The following is a 19,310-nucleotide window of genomic DNA, read 5'->3' as shown; positions in this document are numbered from 1 at the left end:
ATTGAGGAACGTCCATGAGCGAAACCTACAGCTTCAGCGACCCGCGCCTTGCCGAACTCGACGGCTTCAAGGTCACGATCGACCCGGCCAAACAGCGTGCCGACATCGTTCTCGCGCGCCCACCCTACAACATCATCTCGATGCCGGAGCGGGACCAGCTTCGGCTCGTCTTCGAGATACTGGACGATGACGCGCGCGTGCGGATCATCGTTCTGTCCGGGGAGGGCGAGCATTTCTCCTCCGGCGGCAACATCAAGGGCTTTCTCGAGGCCAGCCCCGAACACGTCTCCAAGCTCGCCTGGAACATCGCCGCTCCGGCCCGATGCTCCAAGCCGGTCATCGTTGCCAACCGCGGCTACACCTTCGGCGTCGGCTTCGAGATTTCGCTCGCCTGTGATTTTCGCATCGTCTCGGAGACCTGCCGCTATGCGCTGCCTGAGCAAAAGCTCGGCCAGATCCCCGGCTCGGGCGGTTCGGCGCGGCTGCAGAAGATCGTCGGGGTCACGCGGACGAAGGACATCGTAATGCGCTCGAAGCGCATCCCCGGCAAGACGGCGGTCGAATGGGGCATCGCCACGGAATGCGTCCCTGACGGCGAACTCGAGACGGCGGTGAGCGCACTGGTCGACGAGCTTCTGGAGTTCTCGCCGATCGCCCAGCGCACGGCGAAAAAGATGCTGAACGAGACCGACGACGCCTTCCTGACCACGGCGATCGAACTCGAAGGGCTGAACTACAGCCGTCTGCGCCAGTCGGAAGACTTCAGGGAGGGCGTGGAAGCCTTCCACGCGAAGCGAAAGCCCACGTTCATGGGACGCTGAGCCAGCCGTCGACCGGTTTATTCGATTCAGGGGAGGAGAAAACATGGACAGCACCAAGGGCCGCTTCATTGAGCCGGGACCCGGGATCGGCGCCGGACTGCGGAGCCTGCCGGCAAATCTCAATCTGAAGACCGGCAGCGCCGGGCTCGTCGCGGCAATCTTCGGCTGCTCGGGACCGGCGCTCATCGTGATCGGCGCGGCCGGAAGCGGCAATCTGACGAATGGCCAGACGGTGGCCTGGCTGCTGGCCATTTACGGGCTCGGCGGTCTGATCAGCTTCGTCATGGCGCTTTACTACAAGATGCCCATCACCGGCGCCTATTCGATCCCCGGGGCGGCTCTGGTGGCGGGATCGTTGGCGACCTTTCCGTTTGACCAAGCGGTCGGCGCCTTCGTCATGGCCGGTGTCATCGTGCTGGTGCTCGGCGTCACAGGGCTGATCGGCAAGGTGATGCGCTGGCTGCCGATGCCGATCGTCATGGCGATGATCGCCGGGGCGCTCATTCGCTTCGGCATCGGTGCCGTCACGGCGATCGACAAGCTGCCGATCGTCGTCGGCGCCGCGATCATCGCCTTCTTCCTGTCCATGCGCCTGACTAAGGTCGTTCCGCCGGTGCTTTCCGCCCTGGTGGTCGGTCTCATCGCGGTCGCATTGACGGGGACGTTCGGGGCGAGTGAGGCCGGCATCAGCTTCGTCGCGCCGGAATTCACCGCGCCCAGCTTCACCCTCGACGCCTTCCTGGCGATCGCGGTGCCGCTCGCCATCCTGGTGGTGGGCGCCGAAAACGCCCAGGCGACGGGTGTTCTCATCGCTGAAGACTATCGCGCACCGGTCAACGCCATGACGATCATTTCCGGCATTGGCGGCATCCTCGCCGGTTTCCTCGGAGGCCACAACGCCAACATTGCCGGGCCGATGACGGCGATCTGCTCGTCCGATCAGGCCGGCGAGGACAAACAGGGGCGCTATGTGGCGAGCGTCGTCAACGGCGTGCTCTTCGCCTCCTTCGGCATCTTCGCGGGCGCAGTCGTGCCGCTGATCCTGATGCTGCCCGGACCCTTGATCGGCGCCGTCGCAGGGCTCGCGATGATCAACGTCCTGGTCATGGCGTTCCAGTTGGCCTTCTCGAAGCCGGCGGGTTTCCAGATCGGCGCCTTCGTTGCTCTCGTCGTCGCGATGTCCGGCATCTCGATCCTCGGCATCAGTGCGCCGTTCTGGGCCCTGTTCGCCGGCGCGGTGGTGTCGGCTCTCGTGGAATGGCCGGTATCGCCCGAGGCGGGAGCAAGCCCTTCGGCTCCCGCGACCCGCTGACGCTCGCGCAGCCGGGGCCTTCGGAGGTGATGCGTCAGAACGAGCGAACAAGAGCACGCTCGATCCTTGATCCCCAGCTTCTTACTGAAGCTGGTTCCTGCTTCGGATATATGCTCGAGCGAGCGGGGCGCCAGATTGGCGCCCCGTTGCTTTGTCGATGAAAGGAGAACTCTTGGCCGACGAACTGTACTGGGACGATCTTAAGGTGGGGTATCGCTTTGAAAGCGAACAGTTCGCGGTGGAGGCAGAGGCCATCAAGGAATTTGCTGCCGCCTTCGATCCGCAGCCATTCCACCTGGACGAAGTCGCAGCTGCCGAGAGCTTTTTCGGGGGCCTGGTCGCCAGCGGCTGGTATGTGGCCGCTCTGACGATGCGCCATTTCGTTCTGGAGGGGCTTCCCGTCAAAGGGGGGCTCATCGGTGCCGGAGCGGAACTCGCATGGGTTCGGGCGACCCGTCCGGGCGATGTGCTTCATCTGTTCAGCGAAATCGTCGAGTGCCGCCCCTCGCGGTCCCGCCCCACCCGTGGAACTGTGACCATTCGCAGTGAGACGCGCAATCAGAACGGCGAGGCCGTGCAGATCATGACCACGCGCATCGTCGTACCGCGCCGGCCATCGGCCGCGGAGGGGCAAGCGTCGACTGGTCCGGCTCCTGCCTGACGGGCGGCTGCCGGAGGTCGCGAGAGCATGACACGTAGTCATCCAGCCGCTTTCCCGATCCGTGGCTCTCGCGTCTGAAGTGCCCAGGCGCAAAGCCCTGCAATGATCGCGAAACACACGAGCGTCGAGACAAGGCCCGGCAGAACGCTGCAGATGCCGGCTGCCAGAAAGGTCCCCCGGGCAGAGGCCGGGAGTGGACGAAACAGCCAGCCTATTGTCGCGGCGGCGATCGCCAGAAAGCCCATGACGACGTTCGTCATCGCCCATACGGCGTCGAGCGGCGATCCGATCAGAAGAAGTCCGGGATGGACGACCGCCGCGAACGGGATGACGAAGCCCGGAAGCGAGAGGCAAAAGGCTCGCAAACCGGTCTCGGAGGCGGATGCGCCGGTGATCGACGCCGCGGCATAGGCCGCGAGCGCGACCGGCGGCGTCACCATCGACAGGATGGCGAAATAGAAGATGAAGAAATGCGCCACCAGCGGCTCGATCCCGAGACTTGCAAGGCTCGGCGCGAGCAGGATGGCGGCCATGATATAGGCTGACGTCGTCGGCATGCCGGCGCCCAGAACCAGGCTCGACAGCATGGTCAGGACGAGGAGCAACGGGATCTGGCCGGCCGCGACGGTGACCATGAAGCTGGTGAATTTGGTGCCGAGTCCGGTGAAGCTGATGACCGCGACGGCGATGCCGGCGAGAGCGCAAGGCAGGGCGACCGTCACCGCCCGCTGTGCCGAGACCACCAGTCCTTCGACGATGGCGATCGGGGTCTGGCGGGTCGCTCCACGCAGCGTCCCGACCATGACGGTAACGGCGCAGGCTTCGATCGCCGCACCCTCGACCGGATAGCCGGCGACGATTCGGTATGCGAGCCATAAAAGCGGAACCAGCATATGGCCGCGTTCGATCACCACTTTGCCGATTCCGGCTCGCACCACCCCCTGTTCCGGCCTGGCGCCGCGACGTCGCGCTTCGAGATCAACCATGATCAGGAGCGCGATGAAATAGGCCCCCGCTGGCAGGATCGCGGCGAAGACGATGGTCTGATAGGGAAGCTGCAGGAAGTCCGCCATGATGAAGGCGGCCGCGCCCATCACCGGCGGGACGAGCTGGGCGCCAGTCGAAGCAGCAGCCTCGACGGCTCCGGCGAAGCGCGGATCGTAGCCGCTCCGGCGCATCAGCGGGATGGTGAAGATGCCGGTCGACATGACGTTTGCGACGGCGCTGCCCGAGACGCTGCCCAACAATCCCGAGGAGGCGACGGCGGCCTTGGCCGGGCCGCCGATGCGCCGCCCGGTCAGGGTCAGCGCCAAGTCGATGATAAGTCGTCCGCCGCCATAGACGTCGTAGATCGCGGCGAAGAGGATGAAGTAGAAGACCGTCGAAACCGATACTCCGACCGGGACGCCGAAGAGCCCCTGCTGCGACAGAAACTGCGAATCGATGAAGCTCTCGAGTCCAGAATAGCGGTGCGCGAAGACGCCGGGAAGGTAAGGACCGGCAAAGAAATACACGATGAAGGCGGCGGCGAAGATCGTCAGGCCCCAGCCGAGATACGCCTTGCCCACGACAACCAGGAGCGCGATCAAGAGAAGGCCGAGGACGTAGTCGGGCACCGCAACCGGGTCCAGGCCCGGAATGCGCTCGCTCATGAAAAATGCGGCGTTCCAGGCGATGTAGATGCCCGGCGCGATCGCCATGAGCGCAAGGGTCAGCCAGAACGCATGGCTGGCTCGCGAAGGCGTCTGCCGCGCCAGCATCGCAAAGGCCAGGGACGCGGCGAAGGCGACATGGAGGCCGCGCTGCGCGAGCGTGTCGATCTGCGGCCAGATCGCGAATGCGATCTGACTGAGGGTCCAGGCGAGCGCGATGAACGCGGCGGGGCTAAGGAGATCGTTCCATCCGAAGGCGCGCTGATTCACCTGCGTCGATTCCATCGTCGACATCGGTCCGCTATCCGCCGCCAATCAGTTCAGCCAGCCTTGCTCGCGATAATACCGCTCGGCGCCCGCATGAAGCGGCAAGCCGTTATTCTCCATCTTCCAGGCGCCGTTCTCGCAGCTAAAGTCGCTCAAAGCCTTATGAGCCTGCTTCAGGCGCTCGGTGTTCTCGCAGATCGTCTTGACGATCTTGTAGGCAAGATCGTCCGACATCTCGGTGCTGGTGAAGAGGGTCGTCGTCGTGCCCGGCAGATCAACGTCTTCGTCCTGGCCAGGAAATGTTCCGGAGGGCAGGGTCGCGACCTGCCAGCCATAGTTCTCGCGCATCGAGGCGAGAATCTCCTGAGAGGGCTCGAGGAAGGTCGACGGTGTCGTCTGGGCAATCTCGGTGATCCCCGGATGACCCCGAGTACCGACCTGGACAAATACGTCGCCCGAACCGGAGGCGAAGCGCGACTTGACCATGTCGAAGGACCCGAATTCGTAGCTGCCGCCACTCGACGTGAGCTCGTCCTCGCCGGCGCCGGCGATATTCAGAAGCTGCTCGCCGCCGAAAGAGCCGATGCTGCCGCGGCGCAGGAGCGTCACGTTCGCTTCGGTATGGGTTTTCAGATAGCCGCCGAGTTCAGAATCGACGTCGCCGCCACGGGCCAGGGGGACGAGGTAGTATTGATCCCAGCCGCCGACGAGGGCACGCAGATTGCCGAGTGGCTCTTCATATGCATGCTTGCCCTCAAGTGCCCAGCTTCCGACGACCGCCATGCCAAACGCCAGATCGGCGCGGCCTTTGGAGACCAATGCGGGATTGCCGACGCCACCGGCGATCGGCGGGGAGTCAATGGTCGATCCAGAGGGAAGCTCGTCCTGCAGCAGTTCCGCGAGATTGACCGCGTAGACGTACCAGCTGGATCCCTGCTGGAAGGATCCGATCGTTAAATTGACCGGAGCGTCTTGCCCATGAGTGGGGACGTTTGCGGCTACGAGTGCCGCGCCGACCAGCAGGGGCGTCAGGAATTTCGTGGAATAGCGTTCGAAAACAGTCGTCATGGGGCCTCCCAACCCGGTTTGGCGGTTCGGAAACCGCTTGTTGCCAGCATGCGGTGATGCATCGTTCACCAGGTCGAAGCGCATTGCGGAACCCTATGGTGACAAGCCCAGTCCGGCGGCGCTCAGAGCTCTGCGATACGCCTCTGTTCGCCCTGCGCGTCTGCGCCTCGTGTCATGCTGGTGCCCCCAAGGCTAAGCCGGGAAGGCCAGTGTTCATAATAATAACGGATGATGGTTCTGATAACCGGGCGCTATGGAAGCAAGTGCTCCGGGCACGTTCGCCGTTGCCGTCACTGGATGAACAGAGTCGTCAAGACCGGCTGCCAGGCCAGGAGAACGATCACCAGGATCGTCGCCAGGAGAAACGGCGCCAGCGGCTTGACGATGTCGGTCGCCTTGCACCCGGAAACACTCGCCGCGACGAAAAGGCCGGTGCCGACGGGTGGCGTCAGAAGCCCCAGGACGAGGTTGAGGCAGATGACGACGCCGAAATGAAACGGATCGATGCCGTAGGCTGCTACCGCAATCGGCAGGACGATCGGAACGATCAGGATCAGCGCGGCGATCGCATCGATGACGCAGCCGACGACGAGCAGCAGGAGGTTGAGCAGCAGCAGGAAGACGAACGGGTCGTTCGTCAGCGACTGCATGTAGGCTGCGATGGTCTGCGGAACCTTCTCGTAGACGACGATCCAGCCGAACACGTTCGCCGTGGCGACGAGAAACAGCACGGTCGCGCTGTTGGCGACGAGACGGGTCATCATCGCCGCTACCTGGGAGAGGCGGAATTCGCGGTGGACGCTGGCGCCGACGACGATCGCGGCGACGGCGGCAAGGGCGGCCGATTCAGTAGGCGTCGCAATCCCCGCCGCGATCCCGCCGATGATGACCACGGGAATGGACAGGGAAGGCAACGCACCGAGCAGCGCTCGCCAGGCCTCATGGCGCGACATCTGATCGCCGCGGGGATATTCGTAGAAGAACCCCATCAGCGCCACGACGCCGATGAAGAGCGCACCCATGAGGAGACCCGGGAGGATGCCGGCGATGAACATGTCGCCGATGCTGATCTGCGCCAGGACGCCGTAAATCACGAAAAGCATGGAAGGGGGAATGATCGGAGCCATCAGCCCGCCCGCCGCGGTCACCGCGGCAGCAAATTCCCGGTTGTATCCGCGCCGTTCCATCTCCGGGACCATCACATGGCCCATCACCGCGATCTGCGCGTTGGTCGATCCGATGATCGACGCCATGAACATGTTCGCGACGAGATTGATGTAGGCGAGCCCACCCTTCAGCGAGCCGACGAAGATGCCGGCCAGGGCAATCAGCCGCTTCGTGATGCCGCCTTCGTTCATCAGCTCACCGACGAGCATGAAGAGGGGAATGGCGAGCAGGCCGTATTTTTCCAATCCTCCGTAAAGCTGCTGGGGGAAGGACTGGAAGAGCAGGGTATTGCCGCTCCAGCCAATATAGATGGCGGCGGTCAGGGCCAGGACAAGCGCGATCGGCACACCGGCCAGAAGCAATAGGAAGAAGGCGGCGGGAACCATCTCGGCAATGTCCGGCTAGTCTGAGGGAAGGGCCGCCGGGTCGTTGCCTGGCGGGGTCAGAAGATTGACGACCGCATGAAGCGAGACCGTCAGGCAGAAGATCGGCACGATCAGCCAGAGCCAGAATTTGCGGATCCCGAGCGTGGTCGTCTGTTCCTCGTAGATGAAATTGAAGGTCGATGCGGAGAAGTCGGACAGCGAGAAGTCCGCTGCGACGAGGTTGATCGGGTCGAACCATTGGATGGTCACCCAGGCGAGGAAGATCGCGAAACCGAGGATCACGAGGTCGGCGAAGCGTTGCATGCCGGCGCGCCCGGCGTTGCCGAGCATGTCCGGCAGGATGGTGACCGCGACGCTGGTTCGGTAGTGGATCGCCGCGGAAGAGCCAAGGAAACTCATCCAGACCATCGCTGCGATCGCCGCTTCGTCGACCCAGTAGACCGACTGTCCGATACTACGGGTGATCACGTTGACGAGGATCAGGGCGGCGATAGCCAGGGCGAGAACGGCGGCCACCGCCATTTCCACCTGCGCCACCCGCGCGCTGAACGAGCGGACACGTTCCATGCATCTCTCCTCCGACAGGGACCGGGACAGGCGAGCGCCGGCGTCGTGAACCGCCCTCGGGTGCCCGTATGGCCCTGACGGTGTTACACGATCGCCCCGTTGCTCGCTCGCCGACGCGGCGCCCATGCAGCCGCGCCGGCTGGCGATGACGGCCTTTATTCGCTGGCGGCGACGGCGCGCAGTTCGTCGGTAAGGGGCTTCTGATCCGCCCAGATCTCTTCCCACTTCGCAACGACGCCCGGGAAGAAGCTCTGGTCCACGGGCTTCACCTCAATGCCCGTCGCGCGGATCTTCTCGATCATCTGGGGCTCCTGCTCCTCATATTGCTGGCGGACCCAGGCAAGCTGTTCGCGCATCGTCTCGCGCAGGCGCTGCTTCTCGTCGTCTGACAGGCTCGCCCAGACGCGGCCCGAGACCAGGCCGACCATCGGGAACATCGAATGGTTGGTCAGGAGCAGATGGTCGGCGCGTTCGTAGAACTTGAAGTTCAGGATCAGCTCCGGATCGATGTCCATCGCGTCGACCTGACCGTTGGCCAGAGCGTCGTAGACTTCCGGCAGCGGCATCGGCGTCGGTGCGATCCCGAGGATATTGTAGAAGTCGCGGAACGGCTTGAACGGCGTGATGCGCATCTTGCGGCCGGCGAGGTCGGAGATATCGTCGACCGGGAAGTTGGTCATGATCTGACGCATGGTGGCGATGCCGTAGTCGATCCCAACGACGCCCATCTCCTTGGGCAGCCGGCCGAGAAGGGCCTGCGCCGGTTCGCTGGCGAGCACCTTGTTCGCGCCGGCGACGTCCTCGACCAGGAAGGGCGCATAGAGCGCCCCGAAGTCGGGAACACGGTTGGTGACGTCGGCGATGGTCAGGAATGCCATGTCGAGGGCACCCGTCTGCAGCTGCTGGACCATCTGGCTCTCGTCGCCCAGCTGGCCGGCCGGAAAGACTGAGACACCGTCCTCGCCGCCGGAGCGTTCGGACAGCGCGTCGTTCATCCGCTGCGCAGCCTGATTCCATAGATGGCCCGCGGGAACGATCGTCCCGAGGCGGTAGTCCCGCGCCTCGGTGGGCGCGGTATGCGCGAGGACCGTCAAGGCAGTGACGGTTCCCACCAAGAACTTTCCGATTGAACGTTTCATGCTTTCCTCCCTGTTGATTGATTGTGCTCCAGCGCCCGGCGGCCTGGGCGCAATTCCTCCCGTCAGTGCATGACCGAGCCGCCGTCCACGACGACCGTCTGCCCGGTCATGAAGGCGCAGTCGTCTGAGGCCAGGAAAAGCAGAGGCCCGATCAGATCGTCGTTCTGCTGGTCCCGCTTGATTGCGCGGCTGGCGATGACCGGACCGCTCAGCGTTTCGCGCAGCTCGGTGTTAGCGACCACCTGTTCGCTCAGCACGAGACCAGGTGCGAGCACGTTCACGCAAATTCCGGTGTCGCCGAGCTCCCGGGCGAGGGCGCGGGAAAACGCCACGATCGCGCCCTTGGAAGCGACATAGTGCAGAAACCCGCTGGTCCCCTTGAACACGGTTCCCGAGGCGATCGTGATGATGCGTCCGTAGCCGTTCTTCTTCATGACGGGCGAGACGGCCTTGGCGCACAGGAAGGCGCCCCGGACGTTGACCGCCATCACGCGATCCCATTCCTCGACCGGGATCTCGTCGAAGGGTTTCATCTTCAGCGAGGCGTAGATCGCCGCATTGGCGACGAGAATGTCAACAGTGCCGAAAGCGTCGACCGTCGCATCGACCATCTGGCCGACGGATGCTTCGTCGCTGACATCCGCCTTCACGAAGCGAACGTCCAGCCCCTTCTGGCGCAGTCCCGCCGCCGTCCGCTCGCCGTCGACGATGTCGCTGATCATGACCCTGGCGCCTTCTTCGGCCAGGGCCTTAGCATAGGTCGCGCCGATTCCCTGGGCGGCGCCCGTGACAAGCGCCACCCGTCCGGCCAATCGTTGGTTCATCGAGGATTGTCTCCGCTGGTTCCGGCGCCGACGATGCCGACATTCTGATAGACGTGCTTGAGCTCGCAGAAATCGAGGAGCGCGTCGAAACCGTGCAATCGGCCGAGGCCGGAGCGCCGGTATCCGCCGGTCTCGGCCTCTGCAAAGAGCTTGTTGTGGTCGTTGATCCACACGGTGCCGTCGCGGAGCGCCCGCGCGACCCGCCAGGCGGCGTCGCCGCGATTGGTCCAGACCGAAGCCGACAGTCCGTAGACCGTGTCATTGGCCTTGGCGACCGCCTCGGGCTCGTCGGCGAAGGGCTCGATCACCAGCATCGGCCCGAAGATCTCTTCCTGGCAGAAGTCGGCCTTCGGATCGTGATGGGCAACGAGGGACGGCGTCAGGAACGCCGAACCTTGGGGAGCCGCGTCCGGAACCTCGTGGCGCAGAACGACTTCGTCGGCCGTGTCGAACACCGCGTCGATGCGCTGCTTGACGCGGTCGCGCGCGTCAGCGCCAATCAGCGGGCCCATTTGGGTGGCCGGGTCGAGACCGTTGCCGACCCTGATGGCGACCAGAGCGGCGGCCAAAGCGGCCTTGGCTTCCTCGAAGCGGCTTTCGTGGACGAGGACGCGTCGCGCTGCGGTGCATTGCTGCCCGGATATGATCGTCGCAGCCGCGGCCAGACGTGGCGCGATCGCCGCGACGTCGGCGTCTTCGAGGACGAGGCAGCAGTTCTTTCCGCCGAGTTCGAGGGAAAGCTTCTTCATCGTCGGCGCGGCGGCAGCCATGATGGCCTGGCCGACCTCGTTCGATCCGGTGAAGGAGATGACGTCGACATCTGGACTTTCGACCAGCGCCTGAGCCACCGCATGACCGCTTTCCGGCAGAACCGAGACGGCTCCCTCGGGAAGTTGCGGTAGCTCGAGCAGCGGGCGCAGGCAGTGCTCGGTGAAGGCGGCGGTCTGGGGGGCAGGCTTGACGACCGACGTACAGCCCGCCGCGATTGCCGGTGCCAGCGATCGGATGAGCAGCACGGCGGGCGCGTTCCACGGGACGATTATGCCTGCGACACCGGCCGGCTCACGCAGCATCACCGACACTTCGCCCGGTGCAACCTCCATCGCGTGGCCGGGATTGTGGCGGGCGAGCCCGGCATAGTAGCGGATCTCGCTGACGGCCGCGGCGATTTCGCCCCGCGCCGCGGCAAGCGGCTTGCCGTTCGTCAGGGTCAGCCAGCGGGCGGCGTCCTCGGCGGCAGTCTCGAGCCCCGCGGCCCAGGCGAGGAGAACATCCTGGCGCAGGCGCGGCGACTGCGCCCACTCTGACTGGTCAAAACACCGGCGCGCCGCCTCGATCGCCGCTTGTGTCTGCTCGGCCCCGGTATCTGCGACCCGGCCCAGGAGTTCGCCGGTCGCAGGGTTGACGGTGGCAAACGTGCGCGAGCCGGCGAGCATGCGTCGACCGATCCAGGCGTGAGCGAGCAGGTCAGCGGGCATGGCGCGGGATCTCCTGAAGGGCAGCACGGCCCGTGTGCGCGGGGAGGGTAGGGGCGGGAGAGCGCCGAAGCGTCGAGCTCGGCCCGGCGCATGGGGCTGGGGTACGGGGCCGGCCGGTCACTACATGATGTCGCCAAGGGCGACCGATGCATCGAGCGCCGCGTCGAGATCGATCTCTTCTTCGCCCGGCACCCGGATGCGGCGGAACCTGAATTCCGGTGCCGAGGCGGGCACCGTCGCGTCGAAACCGGTCTTGCAGCCGAGGCCGTTGTCGGTCGAGGGGTCGAGCTTCGAGCCCTGGCTGCCGGGGATCAGCACCAGGTCGCGATCGGCCTGGAAGCGGGTCGCGACGGCCCATTCGACCTCGGTCGGATCATGGATGTCGACATCCTCGTCGACCACGACCACATGCTTGATGTCGTAATGCGCCGCCAGCGCCGCCAGGATGACGTTCTTCGCCTCGCCGGCCTCGCGGCGTCTGAGTTTGGCGTAGAGGTGGTAGCGGCACACGCCGCCGCGGGACAGATGAACGTCGACGACGCCGGGATGGCTGCGCCGCATCGCCGCGAGGATCGTCGCTTCGCGCGGGATCCCGCCGAGGAGCAGATGCTCAAGGCCTCCGCCGACGATCGTGTGAAACAGCGGTTTCTCGCGGGTCGTCACCCGATCGACTTCGATGACGTGACGGTCGTCGCGCTCGCCGTAATATTGAGGAAACTCGCCGAACGGTCCTTCCGGCGCTCGCCTGTTCGCCATGAGACGTCCTTCGATGACGATCTCCGAACGGGCGGGAACCAGAAGCTCGGATCCTTTACAGCGGACGACTTCGAGCGGGGCGCCACAGAGAGCACCGGCGATGCCCAATTCGTCAAAATCGATGGGCACGATCGCCTGGCTCGCCAGAAGACAAGCCGGACTAGCGCCGATAACGATCGCGACGGGAAGATCTTCGCCCTCGGCCTCGGCGGCGTCGGTGAAGCTAAGCGTGTGGCGCGGCAGCAGCAGCGCGCCGAGCTCGCGCGGGCCGGAAAGCTGCAGCCGGTGGATGGCGACGTTCTGGGCCCCGGTGCGCGGATTGGCGGAGATGAGGAGCCCGGCGGTGATATAGGCGCCGCTGTCATGCTCGTTGTGGACCGGTATCGGCAGAATGTCGGTGAGATCGAAATCGTTTTCGTGGACGACTTCCTGGCACCGCGCATCCGCGATCTCGATCGGCGTGAGCGGGTGCTTCTCGGCATCGTGGAAGCGGTCGAGAAGTTCGTCCTCGGCGATGCCGAGCGCCTCGGCCATCCAGGCGCGCTGCGACAGGAGCCCGGATACGACGGATCCGGAATGGCCGGAGGGGTGGGGGAAGACCGTCGCGCGTTCGCCGTCATTGCGATTGGCGATGCCGGCCAGCGCAAACTGCAGGTTGGTTTCCCGCCGCGCGATAGCGAGCCGCCCCGTCTCCTCCAGCCGCTTCAGCCAGCTGCGCAGGTCGAGATAGGCTTGCCGAGCCTGTCGTTGATCGGGCCGTGACCCGTTGGCCGTCTGGTTCACCCTGGCTTCCTCCCTTGCCATCTTCGGAGGTTAAAGCGGTGGGAGGTATCATTGCCAACAATTTGATATGATGGCATCGATATCGATGCGCTATGGGAGGGCGCGCCGATGGACCTGCGACAGATGAGCTATTTCGTCGCGATGTACGAGGAAGGCTCGGTCACCCGCGCCGCGCAGAGGCTGAACATCGTGCAGCCCGCCGTCAGCGTGCAGTTGGCACGTCTCGAGGAAGCGATTGGACAAAAGCTATTCTACCGTACGCCCAAAGGCATGGTGCCGACCCATGCCGGCGAGAGCGCCTATCGCCGCTTTCTGCCGATATTGCGCGAAGTCGAGCAGGCGCGTCGCGCCCTGACGATCAGCGGGGAAGTGGTGAAAGGCCATGTCGCGGTTGGGGCCGTCTCCTCGGTCGCCAACAACGCCTTGTCCGAAACCTTGCGGATCTTTCACAGGCGCTATCCCGAAGTGACGCTTTACGCGACCGGCGGCTACACCACCGACCTGATCGAGATGCTGCGAACCGCTCAACTCGACCTGGTGATCGTCAATACGCCATCCCGCGGCGGCCGGGGGTACGACACGTTGCCGATCATCAATGAGGATCTGGCGCTGATCTGCGACAACGCCTATCCCCTACTGCCTCCGACGCTTCACCCTCGGGAGGTGGGCGAGCGCGATCTCGTCATTCCCTCGCATCGTCACGGGTTGCGGCTGATCATCGATGCCGCTTTCGCCGCTCATGACATCACGCTCGTCCCGCATATCGAATTCGACGAACTGAAGACCATCGAAGAGTTTCTGCCCGACAGCGGCTTTGCCACGATCCTACCGCCGATCGCCGTGCACCGCGCGCTAATGACCGGCCGGCTTCGCATGCACCCGATCGTGCCCTCCGTCCCCCGGCGGCTTGTCTGCCTTTCGAACACGGCGCGGCCGCTAGGGCCGGCGGCTCAGCTGTTCGTAGAGGAGTTGCGGGAACGGATGATCGAGGTCAGCGCCAAACTCGCGCAGGCCATCGCGTCGAGCCCATAGCGCTACGCTATCAAGGCGATTGCGGGAAACCGTTGGACCGTGATGACGCCCGCGTGGTCACCTCGATTTCGACTATCATGGGAAATGACGATGACCGACAGCGCGAAAGTGCCAACCCGAAGGCTTGTTATCGGCATTTCCGGCGCATCGGGGACGATCTACGGCATCCGACTGCTCGAACTCTTGCGCAAGACGCCCATCGAGACGCATCTCGTCATGTCGCGCTCGGCGGAGGTTACCGCAGCCTACGAGACCGACATGAAGATTGCGGCTATTCGAGCCCTTGCCGACGTGGCATGGCGGCAGGAAGACATCGCAGCCTCGATCTCGTCGGGTTCCTTTAGGACAATGGGGATGATCGTCGCGCCCTGCTCGATCCGTTCGATGTCGGAAATCTCCAGTGGAGTGACGTCGACGCTTTTGACCCGTGCGGCTGACGTTATGCTGAAGGAGAGGCGACGCCTGGTCCTGATGGTGCGGGAGACACCGCTTCATACCGGCCACCTGAGGACGATGACGCAGTTGTCGGAGATGGGCGCGATCATCGCCCCCCCGGTTCCCGCCTTCTATTCCAAGCCTCTGTCGTTAATGGACATGGTCGACCATACGATCGGCAGGGTTCTCGATCTTTTCGACATCGATCTTGGCACGGTACGGCGCTGGAAAGATACGGGAAATTGACGTAGCTCAGCGGCAAAGTTCCGCCAGCCGCGCCAGGTCGGGGTCGTCGGCCGCCATGGGCAGGACGCGGCGAAGATTGTTGAGGGCTGTGTCGACACCGGCCTCGGCCTCGGCCAACACGGCGCTAGCCGCCCAGCTTGCCAGGAGAGCGAGTTCCAGCCGCTCTGTCTCTATCTCTGCCGCCTGAATCTTTGCCCGGACGCTGTCGCGGTCCTTATGCGTCGGGCCGTCCTGCGGCATTGGCCAGCCTTTCATTGCGCGACGCGCACTGCGAAGTGGCATGACGACGGTTTCGTGCCATGCCGCGACTATCGCGGCGGGATCGTCCTGCGAGCCTAATTTCTGTCCGCGGGCCCCGAGCCAAAGGGCTAGGAAGAGAAGATTGACGTCGGCGCCGTAACGCTCCTGCTGAGCCAGGCAAAGCTGTGCGACACCGTTGCGGCGGTAGCGCTTCAATGTCCACTCCCAAAGCGGCAAGACGTCTTTCGAAGCGCTCATCGGGCGGCAATCCTGTTTGCAATGCGCGGCTTAGGCGCTTCCCCGCGATATAGCGGATCGCCCTCTACACGACGCGGCATATCGCGCTCGCAACCGCAAAGCAGATCATGGTGCCAGTTAGGGTCGCCGCACTGGCAGGTCATGCGTCCGATCGTACCGCTATGACGCATTACGCCCGACACCGAACGGGGTTTGCTGCGCATATAAACTGCGCATCCCCTGTACCGGGGCTCCTCGCACTCGTACGGCAGCCGCCCCGTTCCGTCCGCCAGTCGGATGGAAAATTTTGTGCGTGAACGTCGCAGTTCCGCGCTCGGTTATGGGATCGGCAAAGGCTCGATTGCGGCTGGGGGCGGCAGCTAAGCGCCCTTTCCGGTCGTTCGAAGAACCTTGACAATATCCCAGAAGCGGACGTTGGTTTGAAACCGAGTGACAATCCGATAGGGGGCAGCTTCGATCCGATGGTTGGTTGCGAAAGGCAGCCGAAGCCTAAACCAGATGCGGCCTGGATGCGGTCACGTACGACCTGCAAGGGCAGTAGTACGTTTCGACTGCATCCTGTGGCAATAAATATAAGACATTCAACTAGGCTGAATGATCGTTTCACCCGTTCAGGGCTCATCGAGCTGTACTTCGATGATTTGGCGAAGCGCAACCGGACGCAAGGACGGCTGCCAAAGGCTGAGGACTCATGGACGGCCATCGACATCTGACGACTGGCTAGGCGCAACCCCGTGGGTGAAGTGAAGCTCACTGCTTCGGTCGTAATCTTAGCCGAGCTTTTACTGTTATCCCTGCAAGGTGCGGTATCGCGAATTCCGGGGTTCCGCCGTAATGCAAACACGTCAATTTATCCCAGCACGCGAAGGGCTTCTTGACGCGGCAATCTCTCGGCTGACGGTACCCGTTCTCGTTCTCGACGAAGACGGCACCGTTGTCGCTGCCAGTGCAGGAGCGGAGGCGGTACTCGGGAAGCATGTCATCAGCGACGATGTCGGATCACTTCTCCTCGCTAACGCCGCCGGCGATTACTCTACAGCGGGTCCGGCGCGGCACGACTGGATCCGTACAGTCATTGGCAGTGTCCTGCCCGTCCGCATCGAGCCTCTCGGTGAAGCAGGGTTCCTTCTTACGATCGACCCTGAATTGGCTCAGACCATTCTAAAGGAGCACCAGGTTCCAGACGACCTGACGGGACTCCCACGGCGCAAGGAACTTTTGACGAGGCTGAGCACCGCTCTCGAGAATGCTCGTCGTGACGAGCTTCAGGTCGCCGTGCATTGTCTCGACCTCGACCGCTTCAAAATCGTCAACGATACCTTAGGCCATCCCATCGGTGACGCGCTTCTCAGAAAGGTCGTCCAACGGATGCAGTCCGCATGCCGGAAGAGTGATCTCATCGCGCGGGTGGGAGGCGACGAGTTCGTCATTGTCCAAGAGGGTGTACAAACCGTTGAAGCGGCAGAGGCGTTGGCCAAGCGTCTCGTTGATCTCGTCGGTCGAACCTACGTCCTGCGTGGGCATACGGTGAATATCGGTGTGAGTATCGGTGTCATGTTGTCCGATGGGGAATCGGATCCCGACACATTGATGCGAAGTGGAGACCTTGCTCTCTATCAGGCGAAGAGCGCGGGCCGAGGGTGCTTCGCGGTCTTCGAGCCGTCAATGGACATGGCAATGCAGGAGAGGCGGACTCTCGAGATCGATCTGCGCAGGGCGCTGGCGCTGAGAGAGTTCGAACTCGATTACCAGCCGCAGATCGACCTCTCATCCGATTGCCCTGTCGGCTTTGAACCACTCCTGCGGTGGAACCACCCCAAACGTGGCCGCGTCTCGCCGCTCGCCTTCATACCGCTGGCCGAGGAAACAGGCCTGATAGCGCCGATCGGCGAATGGGTGATCCGAACCGCGTGTCACGAGGCTTCATCCTGGCCCGGTGACATCTCCATAGCCATCAACATCTCCGCCGTACAGTTCCGCGGCGGCGGCCTTGTCGAGACGGTCCTGTCCGCGCTTTCCCAATCCGGTCTGAGGCCGGAGCTGCTCGAACTGGAAATCACCGAGAGCTCCCTGATCGACAATACGGAGATGGTGTTGTCGACCCTGCGGCAACTCAAGGAAATCGGCGTTCGGATTTCGATGGACGATTTCGGCACGGGATATTCCTCGCTCAGCTACCTCCAGAAATTTCCGTTCGATAAGATCAAGATCGATCAGTCCTTCGTCCGCGGCGCGGATGAGAGCAACAATTGCGGAGCCCTCCTCAAAGCCATCGCAAGCATTGGCGCCAGTCTAGGTATGAAGACAACAGCTGAAGGTGTCGAGACTGAAGACCAACTAACCCGAATTCGGAACGAGGGCTGCACGCAGGTCCAAGGTTATCTCACCGGACGTCCAATGGGCGCTGGTGCCATCAACTCGTTCCTCGAAAAGAAGCTGACGAAAGACCTCTGCGCATGAGCAACGACCTCCACAAGTTGGTCTATTACAGCCGCAACCGTATGGTGGCGGACGATACGGAACTGCGTGACGCGGTCCAGCAAATCCTTGCAACCAGCCAGGAAAACAATCTGCAAGCCGGGGTCACCGGCGCGCTGATGTTCAACTCGGGCTGCTTCGCCCAGATTCTAGAAGGTCCGATGGACGCTCTCGAAGAGACGTTTGAGCGTATCCAACAGGACGAAAGGCACGGCGACGTCTCGCTGCTGGCCTTCCAGCCGACGACCACTCGCACCTTCGAGAATTGGTCGATGGCCTTCGTAGGCTCATCGCTGGACGATGCGGCGCGATTTGCGGATGTTGCCCGAGCAACGGCGTTCGATCCCAGTCGCATGGACGGTGATCGTATCCATCAGATCCTTCGTGACCTGACGATTGCCGAAGAGAATGCCGCAGTTTGACGGCTATAGATATTGTTCGTGCAGGCGATGCATCTGATGGTGGCGCCAACAAAGAGCCGCTTGATACGGAGCAAGCCATACGACCCAAATGGGTATAATTATTGGCGAATTATCAGAGATACGTGGAACTGTTGCGATCGCGTGCCATTGATTAGCTGCGAACAGAAATTGTGTAGCGCGATGCGCTAGGAAAATACGATGGCGACCCTACGAAACGCAGTCTTGGTCCTCGCAGCAAACCCGGATGTCCGCCGCTTCTTGACGGCCCGTGCTGGCTTGAACATTGAGACCAGTTCTCCGGACATCTTCGCCGAAAAGCTTGCCCGGCTCGACGAGGTGGTCGCAGCTCAGCGCATCAGCCCGGAAAAGAAACAGCCAACATAGCAGCAATCTGGCGACATCCCAGATTAGTATGATTGGCAAACGGCCTGTGTCGAGCGCACCCCCGTTCAGGCCGCATGATTTATTTGGGTCACAGGACGAAATTCGACCTCGGTCATTCGGCTGACGCAGGTATCTGATGTCGTTGCACACATCGAGGCTCCCCCCAAAAACCATCATGAGGCAGCGACCTCGGAAGGACCCTGACCCCCGCGCAGACATCAAAGCGGGAGTTGACAGCAAAGCGGGAGTTGACAGCGAGCCGCAATAAAAGGGCGGAATAACAATGGGCCCCGGAAGCGTCCGCCGTTTCTCTCACTCTCCACCCGAGAATGGCCCGAGCCGCTTTGTTCTGCCGACCATCGATAACCATCGCTGCGCTCCGCTCGCGTTGGCCGAAAACCGTGCACTCGGCACAGGCAGAGCGTTATAAGATAAGCTGTCGGTTGTGCGAGCCTCCGCGCGCAGCGTTTACGCTTCGCTAACCAGGTCGTTCGCTTTTTCCTGGCCCGTCGAAATTGCGCCCAGTCCGGGGCTTACTCCTCATGGCAACCAAGAGGAGCAATGACGATGCGTGACCGACCCGTTCGCGAGCTGAAGACAGACCGTGCCCACGACGTCGTCACTTATGGCTGTTACGCTGCCGCTACGGTATTTGCTTTTGCGTGCGCATACTTGATTTTCGTCCCTTGACGAGTTTGTCAGAACTCGCAGCGCGTTGCGCGTGGAGCCTGTCAGGATGCGGGAAATGAGAGCCACCAAGCGCTTACTACAATACGCCGCCATCGGCCTTGGCGCCCTGATGCTGACCGGCTGTGTTGCCGGGAGCGGCTACTACAGTGAGACCTATTCGGGGGTGATCTACGAGGAGCCGGTCTATGCCGAACCGGTGATCGTGATCGATGACCGGCCGCGCTATCGCCATCACGACTATTAC

18 protein-coding genes are annotated in these 19,310 nt (G+C 62.9%); 9 read left to right on the top strand and 9 right to left on the bottom strand.

The window, feature by feature from the left end:
* The first annotated feature begins 14 nt into the window (after positions 1–14).
* From H9Q09_RS21195 to H9Q09_RS21185, 3 genes are all read left to right on the top strand, one after another.
* The gene (locus tag H9Q09_RS21195; RefSeq protein WP_187392709.1) at positions 15–821 is read left to right on the top strand and encodes an enoyl-CoA hydratase-related protein; all 807 of its coding nucleotides are present in this window, start codon (positions 15–17) and stop codon (positions 819–821) included.
* A gap of 43 nt (positions 822–864) precedes the next feature.
* Positions 865–2,133, top strand: coding sequence for a benzoate/H(+) symporter BenE family transporter (locus H9Q09_RS21190; protein WP_187392708.1), 1,269 nt, complete (start codon positions 865–867; stop codon positions 2,131–2,133).
* Between the two features lie 172 nt (positions 2,134–2,305).
* The gene (locus tag H9Q09_RS21185; RefSeq protein ID WP_348646345.1) at positions 2,306–2,794 is read left to right on the top strand and encodes a MaoC family dehydratase; all 489 of its coding nucleotides are present in this window, start codon (positions 2,306–2,308) and stop codon (positions 2,792–2,794) included.
* 38 nt (positions 2,795–2,832) lie between these two features.
* Here H9Q09_RS21185 and H9Q09_RS21180 read toward each other — a convergent pair whose 3' ends face one another.
* From H9Q09_RS21180 to H9Q09_RS21145, 8 genes are all read right to left on the bottom strand, one after another.
* A complete protein-coding gene (locus tag H9Q09_RS21180; RefSeq protein WP_187392706.1) occupies positions 2,833–4,740 on the bottom strand; it encodes a TRAP transporter fused permease subunit in 1,908 nt (635 codons plus the stop codon).
* A 21-nt stretch (positions 4,741–4,761) separates the two neighbouring features.
* Positions 4,762–5,865, bottom strand: coding sequence for a TAXI family TRAP transporter solute-binding subunit (locus H9Q09_RS21175; RefSeq protein WP_187392705.1), 1,104 nt, complete (start codon positions 5,863–5,865; stop codon positions 4,762–4,764).
* 206 nt (positions 5,866–6,071) lie between these two features.
* Entirely contained in the window at positions 6,072–7,334 is a 1,263-nt protein-coding gene (locus tag H9Q09_RS21170) for a TRAP transporter large permease (RefSeq protein ID WP_187392704.1), read from the bottom strand.
* Between the two features lie 15 nt (positions 7,335–7,349).
* A complete protein-coding gene (locus tag H9Q09_RS21165) occupies positions 7,350–7,901 on the bottom strand; it encodes a TRAP transporter small permease subunit (protein ID WP_187392703.1) in 552 nt (183 codons plus the stop codon).
* Positions 7,902–8,056: 155 nt separating this feature from the next.
* Entirely contained in the window at positions 8,057–9,040 is a 984-nt protein-coding gene (locus H9Q09_RS21160) for a TRAP transporter substrate-binding protein (RefSeq protein WP_187392702.1), read from the bottom strand.
* Positions 9,041–9,102: 62 nt separating this feature from the next.
* Positions 9,103–9,864, bottom strand: a complete 762-nt coding sequence (locus tag H9Q09_RS21155; RefSeq protein WP_187392701.1) for an SDR family oxidoreductase — start codon at positions 9,862–9,864, stop codon at positions 9,103–9,105.
* Entirely contained in the window at positions 9,861–11,342 is a 1,482-nt protein-coding gene (locus H9Q09_RS21150) for an aldehyde dehydrogenase family protein (protein ID WP_187392700.1), read from the bottom strand. The genes H9Q09_RS21155 and H9Q09_RS21150 overlap by 4 nt, the downstream gene beginning before the upstream one ends.
* A gap of 120 nt (positions 11,343–11,462) precedes the next feature.
* Entirely contained in the window at positions 11,463–12,881 is a 1,419-nt protein-coding gene (locus H9Q09_RS21145; protein ID WP_348646344.1) for a UbiD family decarboxylase, read from the bottom strand.
* A 123-nt stretch (positions 12,882–13,004) separates the two neighbouring features.
* Here H9Q09_RS21145 and H9Q09_RS21140 point away from each other — a divergent pair, with 123 nt between their 5' ends.
* Positions 13,005–13,913 (top strand): LysR family transcriptional regulator, encoded by a 909-nt coding sequence (locus H9Q09_RS21140; RefSeq protein ID WP_210315459.1) that lies wholly within the window; start codon positions 13,005–13,007, stop codon positions 13,911–13,913.
* Between the two features lie 90 nt (positions 13,914–14,003).
* A complete protein-coding gene (locus H9Q09_RS21135) occupies positions 14,004–14,594 on the top strand; it encodes a UbiX family flavin prenyltransferase (RefSeq protein WP_187392697.1) in 591 nt (196 codons plus the stop codon).
* Between the two features lie 6 nt (positions 14,595–14,600).
* On the opposite strand, the gene H9Q09_RS21130 is transcribed toward H9Q09_RS21135, so the two are convergent.
* Positions 14,601–15,092, bottom strand: a complete 492-nt coding sequence (locus H9Q09_RS21130; RefSeq protein ID WP_187392696.1) for a TIGR02444 family protein — start codon at positions 15,090–15,092, stop codon at positions 14,601–14,603.
* Between the two features lie 834 nt (positions 15,093–15,926).
* Between H9Q09_RS21130 and H9Q09_RS21125 the strand changes: the two genes are divergently transcribed.
* The 4 genes from H9Q09_RS21125 to H9Q09_RS21110 form a co-directional block, all read left to right on the top strand.
* Positions 15,927–17,552, top strand: coding sequence for an EAL domain-containing protein (locus H9Q09_RS21125; RefSeq protein ID WP_187392695.1), 1,626 nt, complete (start codon positions 15,927–15,929; stop codon positions 17,550–17,552).
* Positions 17,549–17,992 (top strand): BLUF domain-containing protein, encoded by a 444-nt coding sequence (locus H9Q09_RS21120; RefSeq protein WP_024350027.1) that lies wholly within the window; start codon positions 17,549–17,551, stop codon positions 17,990–17,992. Before H9Q09_RS21125 ends, H9Q09_RS21120 begins: the two co-directional genes overlap by 4 nt.
* A gap of 198 nt (positions 17,993–18,190) precedes the next feature.
* Complete coding sequence (locus tag H9Q09_RS21115) at positions 18,191–18,376, top strand: hypothetical protein (RefSeq protein ID WP_187392694.1); 186 nt, start codon at positions 18,191–18,193, stop codon at positions 18,374–18,376.
* A gap of 745 nt (positions 18,377–19,121) precedes the next feature.
* Positions 19,122–19,310, top strand: a 189-nt coding sequence (locus H9Q09_RS21110) for a hypothetical protein (protein WP_210315458.1), incomplete at its 3' end; no start/stop codon positions are given.

Origin of the sequence: Aurantimonas sp. DM33-3, assembly GCF_014334315.1 — a bacterium.
Taxonomy (GTDB): domain Bacteria; phylum Pseudomonadota; class Alphaproteobacteria; order Rhizobiales; family Rhizobiaceae; genus Aurantimonas; species Aurantimonas coralicida.
The sequence above is the reverse complement of the archived record's forward strand: the minus strand, read 5'-3'. Positions and strand labels throughout refer to the sequence as shown.